This window comes from Phaeobacter sp. JH20_08, from assembly GCF_048056635.1.
GTDB classification, from domain to species: domain Bacteria; phylum Pseudomonadota; class Alphaproteobacteria; order Rhodobacterales; family Rhodobacteraceae; genus Phaeobacter; species Phaeobacter bryozoorum.
Genome location: NZ_JAYMVV010000018.1, coordinates 136,405 through 152,615, shown reverse-complemented (window position 1 = coordinate 152,615; position 16,211 = coordinate 136,405). Strand labels below are relative to the sequence as shown.

The following is a 16,211-nucleotide window of genomic DNA, read 5'->3' as shown; positions in this document are numbered from 1 at the left end:
CCAGCCTAGCAGAAAACCATGCAAATGTCGCGCCTTGTGGGGCGATCTGCGTGACAGTGGTGCAATCGCTGCGCGATATGCGCCCGGTTGCCGGGTCTATGACGCGGGGATTGACCAGCTGGCCCCGCGGACGCGCAAAGAACGCGCAGGCTGGCTGCGCGTTCTGACAGGTTTCCCTGTGATCATCGCCCGATCTATCTCTGATCTGTCGACCTTCAGGCGGGTTGCCCCATCAGCAGAGGCCGTGTCAGCCGTTCACATCAACGACAACGCGGCCCTTCACCTGCCCTTTCAGGATATCGGCGCCCAGCTGTGGCAGGTCGGACAGGGTGGCCGGCTGCACCATCGCCTCCAGCTTGTCCATCGGCAGATCGGTGGCGATGCGCTGCCAGGCCCGCAGGCGGTTGTCATAAGGCTGCATCACGCTGTCGATGCCCAGAAGGTTGACGCCGCGCAACAGAAACGGGATCACCGTGGCGGGCAGACCGGCCCCGCCTGCAAGGCCAACCGCCGCCACCGAGGCCCCATATTTCATCTGGCCCAGAACCCGCGCCAGCATCGCACCACCGACCGCATCAATGCAGCCCGCCCAGTTCTCGCTTTCGAGAGGGCGCTTTACCGTCTCGTTCAGCTCTTCGCGCGGCACGATCTGGGTGGCGCCAAGGGCGGTGAGATAGTCGGATGTCTCAGGGCGCCCGGTGACCGCCGCAACCTCATAGCCGAGGTTGGCGAGGATCGCGGTTGCCACCGACCCCACGCCACCCGCAGCGCCGGTCACCAGCACCGGGCCGTGGCCGGGTGTCAGCCCGTGATCCTCTAGCGCCATGACGGCCAGCATTGCGGTAAAACCCGCTGTGCCAACAGCCATGGCCTGGCGCGTGTCGATCCCATCCGGCAAGGGCACCAGCCAATCGGCGCGCACGCGGGCCTTTTGCGCATAACCGCCCCAATGGGCTTCGCCGACGCGCCAGCCGGTCAGCACAACCTTGTCGCCGGGTTTGTAACGCTCATCGCTGGAGGTCTCGACCGTGCCTGCAAAATCAATGCCCGGCACATGCGGATATTTGCGCACCAGTCCGCCGCCCGGACCAAGACAGAGGCCATCCTTGTAGTTCACGGTTGAGTAGTCCACTGCCACGGTCACCTCTGCATCCGGCAGCTGCTCGAGGCTGAGCGTTTGCACGGCGGCGGATGTCTCGCCGCTGTCTTCGTCCTTGGTCACAACCAATGCGTTGAACATGATGGGTCCTCCTCTGAATTCAACCTGACGCGCCAGGAGCGCGGACCCGCCGTGCAGCCGAAACGGCGATGGCGGGCGACTCAACTCTTGCCAATCAAATGTCAGACTTTTAAATGTCTGACAAATGATTTCTGCCGAGACGCGCGCCACGCCACAGGTCATCACAGAGATCATCACACAGGCCAAGACACTGGCCACCACACAGGGCACCACACAGGGCACCGACATGAAGCTGAACCCCCGTAGCGCCGCCGATCTGTCGGCGCAGATTGCCGAAGCCATCCGCGATGCGATCATCAGCGGCGCCCTGCCTGTGGACCAGCGCCTGCCCTCGGAGGCCGAACTGGCCGAGCAGTTTCAGGTGTCCCGGCCAACAGTCCGCGAAGCCCTGAAGCGGCTGGCCGCGCAGGCGCTGATCCGCACCCAGCGCGGCGCCACCGGCGGCGCCTTTGTCAACCGGCTGAGTTTTGAGGATGCCTACGCCCAGCAGGTGACCACATCGACGCTACTGCTGAGCATGAATGCTGTTAGTTTCGACACCGCCTGCGAGGCGCGCTATGCGCTGGAACGGGCCTGCGCGCCGCTGGCGGCGGCACGTCGGACGGCGGATCAGCTGGCGACCATGCGCGCCGAGATCTTTCGTCAGGGCCAGCCCGGGCTGACGGATGAGGCGTTCTGCGCCTCGGATGTGGCCTTTCACCGGGCGCTGGTCGATGCGGCGGGCAATCCGGTGTTGTCCTACCAGCTGGCCGGAGCGGTCGAGGCGATGCAGCCGCTGATGAACATGATCACCTTTACCGCGCGCGACCGCGCCCGGATGGTGGCGCTGCATGGCGCCATTGCCGATGCGCTGGAGGGGCGCGACGAGGCCGCCGCCACTGCCGGGCTGACCGCATTGGAGGACGAGACCCGCACGCTGGCCGCCGCGGTCTTTGCCCGGCGGGCTGGCGAAGCGACCAGGGGCGACCATCGCTAAACCACCGCCCCGGCGTCGTGGTGCAGCCGCTCCCGCCGGGACGTATTTTATGTGTCATTTCCCCTTTAACTCCGTATCGGCACGGCCTATACTCAGGGTGTTCCTTCGGGAACTATGGACATAAACGCGCTCGTAATAAGCGGATCGGACCCGGGGGCGGTACCCGGCGACTCCACCAAACATCCTTCATTTGGGGATCATGGGGTCGAAACAGGATCGACGAACGTCTAAAGGGGTTAGCTTTGTCTCGGCTGTCTGCCACCGTTATCGGCGAAACTTGTACAATTGCAAATGACAATCGTGCTCCGGCAATGGCAGTAGCAGCGTAAGCTGTTAATGTCGCCGAAACTAAGTCCTTGCGCCTAGCCGCGTAAGGCGGGGTTCGCAGGTACCTGGCAACAGAAACCTGCACTTCCTCCTCGCCTACTCCAGACTTCGATCTTGGCCTCGGCCCTACCGCAATATCTGTTTCTCACAATGCAGGCATCTCGGTACCACAGGCGCCCCCTGACGCCACATCCGGGGCCACGCCGAAGGTCGATACACCAGCGCAGATGCGGGAGGCACCAGAGGCGATCAAACTCGACTGCGGGCAGCGCCAACCGGAGCGAATGCCCATTGAATTGTTGTTAACACTTGTGCTTCAGTCTCATGTCTGACGACGGTCCAGTCCCGCGTCAGGCGTTGTTTCGACCAATGCTGCAACCCTGAATAAGGCTGCCTGCGCAACCCCGATGCTTCAACCGGTGTCAGTTTCTGACCCTTAGGGAATAAATGAAAAACAGTGAACGGCTCTTTCGATGGTTTCACGATGTCTGGGTCGGTCTGGACCTCGACCAGATTGAGCCGATGTTTCATCCTGAGCTTGAGGTAAACGGCCCTCTGCATGGCGCAATCGCAATTGCTGCGGACTACCGCGAAATTGTCGGCACGCTGCACAATCTCATGGAGGATCTTGACCTGACCCTGACCCATGCGCTGGATGACGGCGACTATTGCGCGATCCGGGTCCACGTGCGGTGCTATGGCCGCAGTTCGGATGACAAACTGGACTACTACGGCCAGCTGATTGTGCGGATGCAGGATGGTCAGATCCGGGAATTCCTGTCCAACTTCGACTATATGACCATGTTCGAGCAGCTCGGCCAGCTGCCACAGGACTGTCTGCCGATCTGCATGACCGGTGAGCGGCTGACCTGGATGGATGACACCTGACCAGGCAGCCGCAGGCGGCACTGTGAAGTTTCTGTAACCTCTTCGGTTTTCGGCCTCTCCACGGTCCGCGGCCACTGGCACTGGTCGCGCAGAATGCTACAAGGTCAGCGTCCAGCCAATGGTGCGCCTATGACCGACATGTCCGCAGACCCCGAGATCAGCCCAATCCCCCCCCAGATCGCGATGGCGGATCTGATCCGGGTGTTTGGCCGCATTGGGCTGCTGTCCTTTGGCGGGCCTGCGGCGCAGATTGCATTGATGCACAAGGAGCTGGTCGAGGATCGCCCCTGGCTGAGCGAGGCCGGATTTCTGCGTGCGCTGTCGTTCTGCATGATGTTGCCGGGACCGGAAGCGATGCAGCTGGCCACCTACGCCGGCTGGCGGCTGCGTGGTGGCATCGGCGGGCTGATTGCAGGGCTGTTGTTTGTCCTGCCGGGCGCGCTGGTGATCGCCGCCCTGGTCTTTCTATACGTGAACTTTGGCACCCAACCTGTTGTTCAGGCGGCTTTCCTCGGCATTAAGGCAGCGGTGGTCGCGATTGTCCTTCAGGCGCTGCAACGGCTGGGAAAGAAGGCGCTGCATGGTGTCACCGATTATGGGCTGGCGGCTTTTGGCTTTGTTGCGCTGTTCCTGTTCGGGCTGCCGTTTCCGCTGGTGGTTCTGGCGGCTGCGCTGATCGGCGCGCTGGGGGCCCGGTCGGCGCCCCCCTCTCCTGCCGGGCCGATCGGTCACGGGCCCGAGGCCGCAACGCCGTTCTGGTCGACACTGCTGATCTGGGGCGGGCTCTGGCTGCTGCCGCTGGCTGCTTTGAGCCTGTTCGGCCCGCAGCTGCTGGCGGATATCGGCTGGTTCTTTGCCAAGCTGGCGGTTGTCACCTTTGGCGGAGCCTATGCGGTTCTGGCCTATATGTCGCAGACGGTGGTCGGGCAGTACCAGTGGATCGATACCGGCCAGATGATTGATGCGCTGGGGCTGGCGGAAACCACACCGGGGCCGCTGATTCTGGTGACGCAATTTGTGGCGATGCTGGCCGGTGCGCTGGCCTCCGGGGCATGGATGGCGATTGCGGCCGGGCTGGTCGCGCTTTGGGCGACCTTTCTGCCCTGTTTCCTGTGGATCTTTCTCGCGGCTCCACATGTGGAGCGGATTGCCAGCCATCCCCGGCTGGGCGCTGCGCTGCGCGCAATCACCGCGGCCGTGGTCGGCGTCATCCTGAACCTGTCGGTCTGGTTTCTGCTGCATGTGCTGTTTCGCGAAATTGCGGTTCTGGAACTGCCCGCGCTCACCCTGATGATGCCAGTCATGGCCAGCCTGAATGTCAGCGCTGCGCTTTTGGTGCTGGCCGCACCGGTGGTGGCGCTGGCCTGCGGTGGACGACTGGCGCTGATACTGCCGGTGATGGGCGGACTTGGCATCCTTCTGGCGCAGGTCATCTGAGCAACGCAATCCCAGCGCAAATGTCGGGCATTCCCCTGCTAGTGTCAGAAATTATTTACGAATCCCTAACGAGCGGGCCTTTAGTTTCCGGTAGAAATCCGTATTCTGAAACCAATAGAGACTTAAGGGTATCGGAATGTCCCGCGAAATTGACTATGGAAATCTGATGCATTCGGCCATGCGTGGTCTGATCCGATCTGTACTGGATGGGGTGGCTGAACACGGGCTGCCCGGAAATCATCATTTTTTCATCACCTTCGACACCTCGCACCCCGATGCGGAGCTGGCAGATTGGCTGTCGGATCGCTACCCAGGCGAGATGACCGTGGTCATGCAGCACTGGTTCGACAATCTGGAGGTCGGCGAGGACGGCTTTGCCATCACGCTGAATTTCGGCGATGCGCCGGAGCCTCTCTATATCCCCTATGACGCCATCAAGACCTTTGTCGATCCCTCGGTTGAGTTCGGCCTGCGGTTTGAGACGCCAGAGGATGACGACGACGCCGAAGAGATGATTGCCGAACTGGACGACGGCATCGAGATCGAGGTCGACGAAGACCCGGACGCGAAGAAGGCCGCCGACGTGGTATCGTTGGACAGTTTCCGCAAGTAACACGCGGTTCCACGCGCCCATTCATTCACATCTGACCGCTAAGGTTCGTGAACCGGTGCTTGCATCGGTGCGCTCCTGTGGGGCCACTGAATGGGCCGCGATAGACTGCGTCCCGTGCGGTGCAGCCCTGACATGCCCGGTAGCCGCGCCTGTTTGACGCCGCCCGTGACGCCTTAGCTTTGCGCCGCAAGAGACTGTTAATAAAATATTTCCCCGGATCTGTCGCGGCGGTCAGTGACGTTCGAGGAAAGTTTTCAGCTCCTTGCGCGGCAACCCGTTGCGATGGGAGGAATAGACCAGATCCAGCCCGCCCTCTGCCAATGTCCGGTCATATTGCTGCATCTCGTAGTCGCCATTGGGGCCGATGAACATCGAGAAAACCGTCAGCGTATCGCCCACGATGCGGCCCCAGACATAGGGTTCGCCCTTCATCGGATCGAGCTGCACGGTATGGCCAAACACATTGCGTTTCATCGCGGCGGCAAAGATATCGTCCCGCTCAGTCGGCTGGAACTCGACACTATAGGACTTGGTCTTGCGTCGCCCATCCTTCTTCAGCGAGGTGGTTGTCCATTGCACATAGAAGCCTTCATCGCTTTTGGCGATCGGGCCGATCTGCACGGTGGCATCACGGTGTTCCTCGCTGCCGTCAGCGTTGGGCACCACCAGAGAGCCCTGATAGCGGCCAAAGAATGGCCGCACATCAGCGGCCAGCGCCTGCCCGGCAAAAATCACGATCAGCGCAAGTGTCAGAAACCCGGCCTGAAGACGCATCTGCAGCCGTGATACACACCGCGTCGCCGCCTCGGGCGTGCAGTGGCGCCTGCCCTGTGAGATGGCCAAAGATGGCTGCAATGGTCGGTGTCTAAGCACAGGCGGATCCTTCGGTTTGGGCTGACGTCGGATTGTCTGAGCCTAATCTAGCGGTCTTCTGCCCCGGTGCAATGGCTCATCCCGCATTGGCCTCTATACCTCGGGTGCGGAATGGCTATGCTGCGCGAAACTGCGCAATTGCCTCGTGGTCCGGCACGGGGTAGACGGCATACCAACGCATACATTTAGTCATCATCAGACGGAGAGAGACTTATGTCCGATACCCGCACCGAAACCGACAGCTTCGGTCCGCTTGAGGTCCCTGCAGACAAGTACTGGGGCGCTCAGACCCAGCGCTCGATCATGAACTTCCCTATTGGCTGGGAAAAACAGCCCGTCGCCATCGTGCGCGCGCTGGGGGTGATCAAACAGGCCTGCGCCATGGCCAACAAGGCATCGGGCGCGCTGGATGCGACGCTGGCGGATGCCATCATCCAGGCTGCGGGCGAAGTGATCGAGGGCAAGTTCGATGACAACTTCCCGCTGGTGGTCTGGCAGACCGGGTCCGGCACCCAGTCCAACATGAACTCCAACGAGGTGATCGCCAACCGCGCCATCGAGATCCTCGGCGGCACCATCGGCTCCAAGGATCCGGTGCATCCGAATGATCACTGCAACATGGGCCAGTCCTCAAACGACACCTTCCCCACCGCGATGCATATCGCCACCGCGATGATGGTGCGCGACGTGCTGGTGCCGGGGCTGACGAAACTGGCCGAAGGGCTGGAAGCCAAATCCGAGGCCTTCAAGGATATCATCAAGATTGGCCGCACCCATACGCAGGATGCCACCCCGCTGACGCTGGGCCAGGAATTCGGCGGCTACGCCCATCAGATCCGTCAGGGTCTGGCCCGGGTCGAGGCGGCGATGCCCGGCATCTACGAGCTGGCACAGGGCGGCACCGCCGTTGGCACCGGACTGAACACGCAAAAAGGCTGGGGCGAGACGGTCGCTGCCAACATGGCCGAGATCACCGGCCTGCCGTTTGTCACCGCGCCGAACAAGTTCGAGGCACTGGCCGCCCATGACGCCATGGTGTTCCTGTCCGGCGCGCTCGCGACCATTGCGGGCAGCTGCTACAAGATCGCCAATGACATCCGCTTCCTCGGCTCCGGCCCGCGCTCTGGTCTGGGCGAGCTGATCCTGCCGGAGAATGAGCCGGGATCGTCGATCATGCCGGGTAAGGTGAACCCGACCCAAGCAGAGGCGTTGACCCAGGTTGCCGCCCACGTGATGGGCAATGATGCCGCGATCAAATTCGCAGGCTCGCAGGGCCATTTCGAGCTGAACGTCTACAACCCGATGATGTCCTATAACCTCCTGCAGTCGATCCAGCTCCTGGGCGATGCGGCGGACAGCTTCACCGAGCGGATGCTGAACGGCATCGAGGCCAATGAGCCGCGCATCGACAAGCTGATGAAGGAATCGCTGATGCTGGTCACCGCGCTGGCGCCGACGATTGGCTATGACAATGCCACCAAGGTTGCCAAGACCGCCCACAAGAACGGCACCACGCTGAAGGAAGAGGCCATTGCGCTTGGCTTCGTGGATGAGGCGACATTTGACGCGGTGGTGCGGCCTGAGCAGATGATCGGTCCCAAGGGCTGATGGTGAAACCGGTCAATCTGAACCGGTATCGCAAAGACAAGGCGCGGGCCGAGAAAAAGGCCCGCGCTGACCGAAACGCCGTGACCTATGGCCGGACCAAAGCCGAGAAGGATCTCGACAAGGCGCGCAATGCGCAGGAGATCGACCGGCTGGATAAGCACCGGCGCGACGATGACTAACCGGCCCAGAAAACACTCTCTGACGCTGCGGGGCCACCGCACCTCGGTCTCGCTGGAAGATGAATTCTGGCAGGCCTTCCGCGAGATTGCAGCCGAAGACGGGCGCGCCATCAATGATCTGGCTGCCGAGATCGACGAAACGCGCGGCGTGGATTGCGGTCTGGCCTCGGCCATCCGCCTGCATGTCTTGCGACGCTTAAGGTCACGTTAATCAGGGCTTGGGATCGTATCGCCATACCGATGCCCGCCCCGCCTACCACCGACAGCCGCCAGAATCGCGACATCGAACGGCTGCTGGGTTGGGAGCGTTTTCGGCGCGAGCTGAAACGCAGGGGCTTTCACGCCGTTGGAAACGTAAGTCAGGTGATCCTCTTTTGCCATCAGGACGCATTGCGCATCACTCAGTGACGCAAATATCCTAGACGAAATGTGCCAATAAAATTCGAATTTTCTTGGCTAGCGCGGTGTCAGCTGCAGCCAGATCCCGTTCTTTGACCGAACCGTCAGATGGGCCACCGGGATCGGCTCTTTGCCTGATACCGGCGCCACGCGAAACCTTCGCAGGATCATCGACAGGATCAGCGGCCCCTCGACCATTGCAAACCCCGCGCCGGTACAGACGCGTGGTCCGGCCGAAAAGGGGATATAAGCCTCGCGCTGACAGGTCTTGCCATTCTCAGTCTGCCATCGCCCCGGATCAAACCCGTCCGGGTTCTCCCAGAGCCGCGTATGGCGGTGCAGGTGCCAGGGGCTGAGCACGACCTGAGCGCCCTTTGGCAGGGTGCGGCCACGAAATTGCTGCGGACAGGTCGTCTCGCGCACCATCATCGGCACCGGCGGGTAAAGCCGCAGCGCCTCGCGGAATACATCACGGCTGACCCTGAGCTTGCCCACTTCCGCGAAACTGTCGAGTGACAGATCCTGAGCCTCCGCCGCGATCCTGTCCTGCCAGTCGGGCGCAAGGGCCACCAGATAGAGTGCCCAGGCCAGGGCCGAGGCACTGGTTTCATGCCCGGCCAGAAAGAAAATCGCGACCTGATCGACCATCTCCTGGGTTGAGAACAGATCTCCGGTTTCGGGGTCCGCCGTGGTCATGATCTTGGTGGCCAGATCATCCGGGGCGCCGCCTGCCGCGATGGTCGCCATCCGCTGTTGGGTGAGATCGGTGATCAGAGCCCGGATCCGCGTGGCGTTGCGGCGTGTGGCAAGGCGGTGAAACCGCGGCATCCAGCGCGGCAGCGGCACCAAGGCGGCAATATTGAGGATCGGCTGCGCCTGCTGATAGGCCCGAAAGCGATGAAAGACCTCCTGCGCCATATGATGCTCTATCGGGATCGAAAACAGCGTGCGAAAGATCACATCGGCCGCCGCGTGAGAGGTCACGGATTCGATTTCGACCGGGTGGCCGGGGGTTTCGCGCTGTTGATCGGCGAGCCGCGCCACTGCGGCCTCGGCGGCGTCATGGATAGCCGGATAGATCTGGCGCAGGCGGCCACCTTCAAAGGCCGGGTCAATGATCCGGCGCTGGCGCTTCCAGACCTCGCCATTGGTCAGAAACACCGAATTCCCGAGCAGCGGGCGCAGCCCCTCGCTGATGCGGCTGGATTTCGGGAAGCTCTCCGGGCGCTGTTTCAGTACCGTATCAACCAGATCCGGCTGATTGACCAGATAAGAGCGAAAGAAAGGTGTGCGAAACTCTGCCATCCAGGCGCGGTAGAGTTTGGCGGGCTGTGCCGATAGAAGATCGGCGCGAAACAGCCGCAGATAGCGCCAGAGCGAGACCTTGTCGGCGCGCGCGGGCGGCTTGGGCGGGGTTACCGTTGATCCTGCGGAACCGGGCGCAGAGCCTGGTATGGCTGTGGTTGGATCTGACGTTTTGCCTTTGCCCGCCATCAGTCCCCCAACGAGGTATATTTGGACGCGGTGACATCAATCCGGGACCGCGAGGGGTTGCGGTTGCGATAGCGGCTTTCGAGCGTCCTTGGCCCTGCCGTGATCTGAAAATAATCGTAATCCCCCGGCTGGTCGAAGGCGCAGAGATATTGAAAATGCAGCCGGAAAAACCGCCACCGCAGCGCGGCCCATCGTTCCGGGCTGAGGGTCTGGGTAAAGGCCGCCGAGATCACCAGCGGCCAGCGTTTTGTCGCGGGAGCAACGCCGCTCACGGCAACGGGATCACAAAGCGCAAAGGCACAGCCATCTCCCGGCGCGGTGACATCCACCCAGCACAGATCCCCGCGCCCGGACAGGTCGTGCAGATCACGGCGCAGCCGATATGCCTCGGGCAGGAAGGAGACCATCGGGACCACCTGGCCGAGGCTCAGAAAGCCGAGGGTGGCATGACGTCCGGCCAGCCCGCTGCGCTGCACATCGGCCAGTACGCTGACCCCGATATAGGCGCCGGAGGAATGACCGACGACCAGCACCTCGTCATAGCTGGGGTCACTCAGGGCGACGGCAACCTCCCCGGCGAATTGTGCAATACGCTGTCCCAGTTCGGGCGCATAGGCGCCGCGCAGCGCGGCGGAATGGGCGTAATCATGCATCAGGTAATAGGCAAACAGCCGACCGTCCTGACGCCGGAACCAGCGCATCAGCGCCGCCGCCGCAATCAGCCCCAGCGCCCAGAACACCACCGCTGCCGCCGCCGCAGCCCAGCCCACGGAGAGACCAAGCCAGGCAACAGCGCCCTGCCCGAGCCGGGCGATGGTCACGGCAAGCAGACAGGCAAGCACCAGCTGGAGCAGCAGCATACCCACAGGATAAAGCGCCGCGATCACCGGACCTTTGCGCAGCCACATGAGCCGCCGCAGGGTGCCGGTGGAGATATAGATCCAGGCAGTGCGCAGCATCTGCCAATAGGTCTGCGTAATCGACGGCGCCATGCTGCCCTGAACAATGTCCGACCAGATCAGCACATCAACATCGGTGTGGACCTCGCAGCCCTCGATCTGTGCGGTGACCTGCCAGCCGAACCCGGGTGTTGCGGCAGCTGCCCGCGGTCTCTCGGATCGGGGCGAGAGCGACAACTGGTAGCCGGAAATCTCCGCCTGCCGGGCGCCCTCCGTCCGGTAGAGCTCGCGGTAGCGGCGCGGTGGCATCGGATCATAGCCCGGGATGTAGAACAGCTTGCGGCGGCGCACGGGCGGATCCTGCCCGTCGCACGGGGAGGCGCCACTCGTTTGCGCACCGGGCTTGCCAACGGCGGATGTCTTGGTTGTTTGCTCTTGCACGGACTGCGCGACCCGATTTGCCTGTTTGTCGTCGCGCCAGCTTAGCGGTGCCTTGCAAAAAGAGTAAGCCCCGCCGGACCTCTGTCAGACGGGGCGATCTCGGGCGGGGATATCGTGGCAACGGCGCAAAGCGACCGCCAGCCCGGACGGCAGGTCAGCCGAGGGTGGCCAGCGCCGGGAAGGTCTCAAGCAGCCAGAAAGAGAACTCAGAGAACAGGCCGGTGACCAGCATGAACCCGACAACAATCAGCAGCAGGCCCATGAACTTCTCGATCACCCCCATGTAGGGTTTGATCCGGTTCATCAGAACCATCGACCGGGTCAGGAAGATCGCCGCCAGCAGGAACGGCACGCCAAGACCAAGCGCGTAGATCCCGAGCAGCAGCGTACCGCGCGCCACCGATGCCTCGGTCGCCGCCAGCGAAAGAATGGCTCCGAGCTGCGGGCCGATACAGGGCGTCCAGCCAAAGGCAAAGGCGAGCCCGAGAATATAGGCCCCCACGGCCGAGCCGCCGGATTGATCGGTTTCCATCCGCGCCTCGCGGTCAAGGATCGGAATGCGGAAAACCGACAGGAAATGCAGGCCGAAAATGATTACGACAACGCCTGAGATCTGCGCAAAGAGTTCCTGATTCTGCAGCACAAAGGCACCAAAAGCCGAGGCCGTGAACCCAAGCAGCAGAAACACCGTCGACAGCCCCATGACAAAGAACAGCGCCGCGACGATGGCCTTGCGCCGGGCTTGGGTCGTGCCCTGAATCTCGCCAATGGAAACGCCGCTCATATAGGCCAGATAGGGCGGCACGATGGGCAGCACACAGGGCGACAGAAAGCTGATCAATCCAGCCGTCAGCGCCACCAGCATGGCAGGGATCAGCCCTGCGTCGATGATTTCAATACCAAACATGCCCAATCCTTAGACCAGCCTTTTGCAAAGGTCACGGGGGGCGCCGGTCACAACCTTGTGGACAGGATGAAACAACCGGATTATCTGCAAGGTATGACCGACACCAAAGAGACTCTGGACGCAATCGGGCTGCTGTGCCCCCTGCCCGTACTGAAGGCGCGCAAACGCCTGAAACCATTGGCCTCTGGCATGGTTCTGGAGGTTCATGCCGACGATCCGGCAGCGGTGGTGGATATCCCGCATTTCTGTCATGAGGCGGGCCATGAGCTGCTGGAAATCCGCGACAATCCGAAGCATCAGACCTATCTGATCCGCAAAGGCGGCTGAGCCTATCAGCCGGTGCAACCCTCTGTTCGGGGTACGGACATGGACAGGCTGCGCGCCTGGGCAGGCTGGTGATCGCCAGCGCCTAGGGGAGCGGGTTTTCCGCCCCCTCTGGCAGGGCCTCGGTGTCCTGGCTGAAGATATTGATCCAGACCGCATCGACGCGCTGCCAGATTGAACTGACATACATTGCGGCGGCCTCTGCATCCCCGCCGGTCTGGTCCGGGCGGGCATAGGTGGCACGATAGGCGAGCAACGCGCAATCGGGTGCCAACGACAGGACGCGCGCCTGCTCAAGTCTGAACCATGCCACTGTGGGTCCGTTGGCCAGCTGTTCGCAATGATCGTCGCGCCCGGCAAAGCCGCTGGGGTAGACGCCCAGAAACTGCGGATGCAGCGCGGCGCGGTCCGCGGCAACATCACCCCGCTGCAACGCCGTCCAAACGGCGGTTTCCGCCGCCAGCAGCTGCTCCAATAGCGGATCCATCACGGGGGGCTCGCTCTGCATGGAGGTGCTCCTGATGTCTTGATACCTGACATGAAAAAGGCGGGCTAAACGCCCGCCTTTCTTTGGTTTTGCTGATCAGCTACCAACCGACCACCAACCGCGCCGCTTGGGCTTGGGCGGGCTAACCGGCTCCGCCTCTGCGCCTGCCAGGGCAGGTTCGGCCTGGTCCTCAGGCGCCGCTTCGCTAGGCGCTTCGGCAGCGGTCTCCGTCGGCGCCTCGACGTGATCTGCCACCACATCCTGCGCGGTCGCTTCATCGGTCTCGATCGGGTCGGCCGTTGCCGGTTCGGCTGGAACCTCCTGCGCGGCGGTCGGCTCAACCTCCGCTGCGTCTGGCTGTTCGGGTGTGGAGACGGTGTCTGCCGCTTGGGTTTCTTCCACCGGAGCCGCCCCGTTGAGAGCTGCTGCTGGTGTGGGTGCCACCTCCTCCTCGGTCGGGGCCTCCACAGACGCCTCCTCTGCCGTCGCCTGCTCATCCGAAGGCTCCGGGGCGGGATCCGCCTCCTCTGCCCCGGCTTCGGCCGGTGTCTCACCATCGGCTGCCACGGTCTCATCGGTCTTCTTCTTGCGGCTGCGCGAACGGGTGCGAGTGCGGGTGCGTTTCTTCACCTCGCCCTCACCCTCCTCGGGTGCGGCGTCCTTGCCTTCGGCGGCATCAGCTTTGTCGTCGCTGTCGTCTGCGTCGCCATCTGCCGAGTCTGCGGACTTCTGGTCATCAGATTTCGCATCCGCCTGAGCGTCGCCGTTGGTCTCATCGCCCTCGCCGCCGGAGGACTTCCGCCGCCGCCGACGACGACGCTTGCGCTTGGGTTTGTTGTCCCCATCGCCCTCGTCGCCAGAGGCTTGGGTCTCTGCGACATCCGCGTCATTGGTATCGGTCTCGACCTCATCATCGGCCTCCTCGGCCGCCTCGTCGGCGTCGACCTGATCCATGATCGAGGTATCAACGGATACCACCGGCGTCGTAACAACAGGAACCACACGCGAGGCGGTCTTGAACTTCTCGAGCGAGAAATCCGGGCTTACCAGATGCGGGTCACCCTCGATCCGCACGGACAGGCCATAACGGGTTTCGATCTGGGCGATATGCTCGCGTTTCTGGTTCATCAGATAGTTGGCAATGCTGACCGGGCAGCGCACCAGCACCTCGCGGGAGCGACGGCGGGTGCCCTCTTCCTCGATCTGGCGCAGAATCGACAGCGCCAGCGAGTCATCCGACCGGATCAGACCGGTGCCGTGACAATGCGGGCACGGCGCGGTGGTCGCCTCGATCATGCCGGGACGCAGACGCTGACGCGACATTTCCATCAGGCCAAAGCCGGAGATCCGGCCCACCTGAATACGGGCGCGGTCGGTCTTCAGCTTGTCCTTCATGCGCTTTTCGACGGCGGCGTTGTTCTTGCGCTCGTCCATGTCGATGAAGTCGATGACGATCAGACCGGCAAGGTCACGCAGACGCAGCTGGCGCGCCACCTCTTCGGCGGCCTCCAGGTTGGTCTTGAGCGCGGTTTCCTCGATCGAGCCTTCCTTGGTGGCGCGACCGGAGTTCACGTCGATTGCCACCAGCGCCTCGGTCACGCCGATCACGATGTAACCGCCGGATTTCAGCTGAACCGTCGGATTGAACATCGCGCCGAGGTAGCTTTCGACCTGGAACCGGGCAAAGAGCGGCAGCTGATCCTGATAGTTTTTCACGTTCTTGGCGTGGGACGGCATGATCATTTTCATGAAGTCCTTGGCGATGCGGTAGCCGCGTTCGCCCTCAACCAGAACCTCGTCGATCTCGCGGCTGTAGAGGTCGCGGATCGAGCGTTTGATCAGATCGCCCTCTTCGTAGATCTTGGCCGGTGCGATGGATTTCAGCGTCAGTTCGCGGATCTGCTCCCACAGGCGCTGCAGGTATTCATAGTCACGCTTGATCTCGGATTTCGTGCGTTTGGCACCGGCGGTGCGCACGATCAGCCCCGCGCCGCTCGGCACGTCCAGTTCAACCGCGATATCTTTCAGCTTTTTGCGGTCGGCGGCATTGGTGATCTTGCGCGAGATACCACCACCGCGCGCGGTGTTGGGCATCAGCACGCAGTAGCGGCCAGCCAGCGACAGATAGGTGGTGAGTGCTGCGCCTTTGTTGCCGCGCTCTTCTTTCACGACCTGAACCAGCAGGACCTGACGGACCTTGATGACTTCCTGGATCTTGTAGCGACGCGGGCGCGGTTTGCGCACCGGACGAATGTCTTCGCTGTCGTCTTCCTCGGCAACGGATTCGATATTCTCATCCTTGGCCGTCGCATCGGCAGCGGTCTCGGCATCGTCGCCGTCGTCATCGGCAGCCGCATCAGAAGCGTCTTCTGCCTCTGCCGCGAGATCGTCAGCGGAGCTGTCGTCCTGTGCTTCCGGCTCTGGCGAAGCTTCCTTCACCGCTTCTTCGACAACCACCTCTGCGGCGGCGGTCTCATTGCCGTCTGTGGCCTCGGGCACATCCGCCAGCTTGGTGTCGGCGGCGGCCATGTCATCGGTCAGATCGATGGTTTCCATACCCGCGATGTCGGCGCCGCCTTCGCTGGCCTCCGGGCTGACATCCTTCGTCTCGACGACATCGGCGGATTTCACCTCGGCAGCCCGAGTGCGACCACGACGCGACCGCGACTGGCGCTTGGCAGGCCTTGCCTCTTCCTCGTCATCACGGGCGCGCTGTGCCTCGGCATAGGCGCGCTCTTCCTCCATCAGGGCCTCACGGTCGGCGACGGGGATCTGGTAATAGTCGGGATGAATTTCCGAAAAAGCGAGGAAGCCATGGCGGTTGCCGCCATAGTCCACAAAAGCTGCCTGCAACGAAGGTTCGACGCGGGTTACTTTTGCGAGGTAGATATTGCCAGCGAGCTGACGTTTGTTTTCGGATTCAAAGTCAAATTCCTCAACCTTGTTTCCATCGACCACCACAACGCGGGTCTCTTCCGCGTGGGTGGCATCAATAAGCATCTTCTTTGCCATGAGTCCTTGGTGCACCTGCCGCGCACGCGCGCATCTGGCCCGTTTCCGGGCGGACGTGAACGATTGGGGTGGTGTCTTGTCTGGGCGATGTCTTGAGGCGCGCGATT

General features: G+C 62.3%; 15 protein-coding genes and 1 other RNA gene. 9 read left to right on the top strand and 7 right to left on the bottom strand.

Translation table 11 applies throughout. The annotated features are described in order from the left end of the window. Nucleotides 1-247 precede the first annotated feature (247 nt). Nucleotides 248-1,240: an acryloyl-CoA reductase gene (gene acuI, locus VWY75_RS16305; protein WP_416538675.1), complete on the bottom strand. Its 993-nt coding sequence runs from the start codon at nt 1,238-1,240 to the stop codon at nt 248-250. Nucleotides 1,241-1,466: 226 nt separating this feature from the next. On the opposite strand from acuI, the gene VWY75_RS16300 reads away from it, so the two are divergent. From VWY75_RS16300 to VWY75_RS16280, 5 genes are all read left to right on the top strand, one after another. Then, the gene (locus tag VWY75_RS16300) at nt 1,467-2,216 is read left to right on the top strand and encodes a FadR/GntR family transcriptional regulator (RefSeq protein ID WP_416539158.1); all 750 of its coding nucleotides are present in this window, start codon (nt 1,467-1,469) and stop codon (nt 2,214-2,216) included. Nucleotides 2,217-2,276: 60 nt separating this feature from the next. Then, nucleotides 2,277-2,629, top strand: a transfer-messenger RNA (tmRNA) gene (gene ssrA / locus VWY75_RS16295). Nucleotides 2,630-2,990: 361 nt separating this feature from the next. Next, the gene (locus tag VWY75_RS16290) at nt 2,991-3,431 is read left to right on the top strand and encodes a nuclear transport factor 2 family protein (RefSeq protein WP_416536086.1); all 441 of its coding nucleotides are present in this window, start codon (nt 2,991-2,993) and stop codon (nt 3,429-3,431) included. Between the two features lie 129 nt (nt 3,432-3,560). After that, complete coding sequence (gene chrA / locus VWY75_RS16285; protein ID WP_416538674.1) at nt 3,561-4,868, top strand: chromate efflux transporter; 1,308 nt, start codon at nt 3,561-3,563, stop codon at nt 4,866-4,868. 136 nt (nt 4,869-5,004) lie between these two features. Next, nucleotides 5,005-5,481 (top strand): SspB family protein, encoded by a 477-nt coding sequence (locus VWY75_RS16280; protein WP_416538673.1) that lies wholly within the window; start codon nt 5,005-5,007, stop codon nt 5,479-5,481. Between the two features lie 231 nt (nt 5,482-5,712). Here VWY75_RS16280 and VWY75_RS16275 read toward each other — a convergent pair whose 3' ends face one another. After that, the gene (locus VWY75_RS16275; protein WP_340545404.1) at nt 5,713-6,255 is read right to left on the bottom strand and encodes a hypothetical protein; all 543 of its coding nucleotides are present in this window, start codon (nt 6,253-6,255) and stop codon (nt 5,713-5,715) included. Nucleotides 6,256-6,567: 312 nt separating this feature from the next. Between VWY75_RS16275 and fumC the strand changes: the two genes are divergently transcribed. The 3 genes from fumC to VWY75_RS16260 are packed head-to-tail and all read left to right on the top strand — an operon-like array spanning nt 6,568 to nt 8,352. Continuing rightward, nucleotides 6,568-7,962, top strand: a complete 1,395-nt coding sequence (gene fumC, locus VWY75_RS16270; protein ID WP_340545403.1) for a class II fumarate hydratase — start codon at nt 6,568-6,570, stop codon at nt 7,960-7,962. Beyond that, the gene (locus tag VWY75_RS16265; RefSeq protein ID WP_340545402.1) at nt 7,962-8,141 is read left to right on the top strand and encodes a DUF4169 family protein; all 180 of its coding nucleotides are present in this window, start codon (nt 7,962-7,964) and stop codon (nt 8,139-8,141) included. Before fumC ends, VWY75_RS16265 begins: the two co-directional genes overlap by 1 nt. After that, a complete protein-coding gene (locus VWY75_RS16260; protein ID WP_029601902.1) occupies nt 8,134-8,352 on the top strand; it encodes a ribbon-helix-helix domain-containing protein in 219 nt (72 codons plus the stop codon). The genes VWY75_RS16265 and VWY75_RS16260 overlap by 8 nt, the downstream gene beginning before the upstream one ends. A gap of 245 nt (nt 8,353-8,597) precedes the next feature. On the opposite strand, the gene VWY75_RS16255 is transcribed toward VWY75_RS16260, so the two are convergent. From VWY75_RS16255 to VWY75_RS16245, 3 genes are all read right to left on the bottom strand, one after another. After that, on the bottom strand, nt 8,598-10,034 hold the full coding sequence (locus VWY75_RS16255; RefSeq protein WP_416538671.1) for a cytochrome P450: 1,437 nt from the start codon (nt 10,032-10,034) through the stop codon (nt 8,598-8,600). Beyond that, the gene (locus VWY75_RS16250) at nt 10,034-11,284 is read right to left on the bottom strand and encodes a hypothetical protein (RefSeq protein WP_416538670.1); all 1,251 of its coding nucleotides are present in this window, start codon (nt 11,282-11,284) and stop codon (nt 10,034-10,036) included. The genes VWY75_RS16255 and VWY75_RS16250 overlap by 1 nt, the downstream gene beginning before the upstream one ends. 244 nt (nt 11,285-11,528) lie before the next feature. After that, nucleotides 11,529-12,281 carry a cytochrome c biogenesis CcdA family protein gene (locus tag VWY75_RS16245; protein ID WP_340545399.1) on the bottom strand — a complete coding sequence of 251 codons (753 nt, stop codon included), beginning with the start codon at nt 12,279-12,281 and terminating at the stop codon, nt 11,529-11,531. A gap of 93 nt (nt 12,282-12,374) precedes the next feature. Between VWY75_RS16245 and VWY75_RS16240 the strand changes: the two genes are divergently transcribed. Then, complete coding sequence (locus VWY75_RS16240; protein ID WP_340545398.1) at nt 12,375-12,608, top strand: sulfurtransferase TusA family protein; 234 nt, start codon at nt 12,375-12,377, stop codon at nt 12,606-12,608. Between the two features lie 82 nt (nt 12,609-12,690). On the opposite strand, the gene VWY75_RS16235 is transcribed toward VWY75_RS16240, so the two are convergent. Both VWY75_RS16235 and VWY75_RS16230 read right to left on the bottom strand, forming a co-directional pair. Then, nucleotides 12,691-13,113, bottom strand: coding sequence for a DUF4440 domain-containing protein (locus VWY75_RS16235; RefSeq protein WP_416538669.1), 423 nt, complete (start codon nt 13,111-13,113; stop codon nt 12,691-12,693). A gap of 75 nt (nt 13,114-13,188) precedes the next feature. After that, nucleotides 13,189-16,104 carry an Rne/Rng family ribonuclease gene (locus tag VWY75_RS16230; RefSeq protein WP_416538668.1) on the bottom strand — a complete coding sequence of 972 codons (2,916 nt, stop codon included), beginning with the start codon at nt 16,102-16,104 and terminating at the stop codon, nt 13,189-13,191. Nucleotides 16,105-16,211: the final 107 nt, after the last annotated feature.

What these genes read in the sequence shown, in the direction of transcription:
- acuI (WP_416538675.1), bottom strand. Translation starts at nt 1,240, where the DNA reads ATGTTCAACGCATTGGTTGTGACCAAGGACGAAGACAGCGGCGAGACA.
- VWY75_RS16300 (WP_416539158.1), top strand. Translation starts at nt 1,467, where the DNA reads ATGAAGCTGAACCCCCGTAGCGCCGCCGATCTGTCGGCGCAGATTGCC.
- VWY75_RS16290 (WP_416536086.1), top strand. Translation starts at nt 2,991, where the DNA reads ATGAAAAACAGTGAACGGCTCTTTCGATGGTTTCACGATGTCTGGGTC.
- chrA (WP_416538674.1), top strand. Translation starts at nt 3,561, where the DNA reads ATGACCGACATGTCCGCAGACCCCGAGATCAGCCCAATCCCCCCCCAG.
- VWY75_RS16280 (WP_416538673.1), top strand. Translation starts at nt 5,005, where the DNA reads ATGTCCCGCGAAATTGACTATGGAAATCTGATGCATTCGGCCATGCGT.
- VWY75_RS16275 (WP_340545404.1), bottom strand. Translation starts at nt 6,255, where the DNA reads ATGCGTCTTCAGGCCGGGTTTCTGACACTTGCGCTGATCGTGATTTTT.
- fumC (WP_340545403.1), top strand. Translation starts at nt 6,568, where the DNA reads ATGTCCGATACCCGCACCGAAACCGACAGCTTCGGTCCGCTTGAGGTC.
- VWY75_RS16265 (WP_340545402.1), top strand. Translation starts at nt 7,962, where the DNA reads ATGGTGAAACCGGTCAATCTGAACCGGTATCGCAAAGACAAGGCGCGG.
- VWY75_RS16260 (WP_029601902.1), top strand. Translation starts at nt 8,134, where the DNA reads ATGACTAACCGGCCCAGAAAACACTCTCTGACGCTGCGGGGCCACCGC.
- VWY75_RS16255 (WP_416538671.1), bottom strand. Translation starts at nt 10,034, where the DNA reads ATGGCGGGCAAAGGCAAAACGTCAGATCCAACCACAGCCATACCAGGC.
- VWY75_RS16245 (WP_340545399.1), bottom strand. Translation starts at nt 12,281, where the DNA reads ATGTTTGGTATTGAAATCATCGACGCAGGGCTGATCCCTGCCATGCTG.
- VWY75_RS16240 (WP_340545398.1), top strand. Translation starts at nt 12,375, where the DNA reads ATGACCGACACCAAAGAGACTCTGGACGCAATCGGGCTGCTGTGCCCC.
- VWY75_RS16235 (WP_416538669.1), bottom strand. Translation starts at nt 13,113, where the DNA reads ATGCAGAGCGAGCCCCCCGTGATGGATCCGCTATTGGAGCAGCTGCTG.
- VWY75_RS16230 (WP_416538668.1), bottom strand. Translation starts at nt 16,104, where the DNA reads ATGGCAAAGAAGATGCTTATTGATGCCACCCACGCGGAAGAGACCCGC.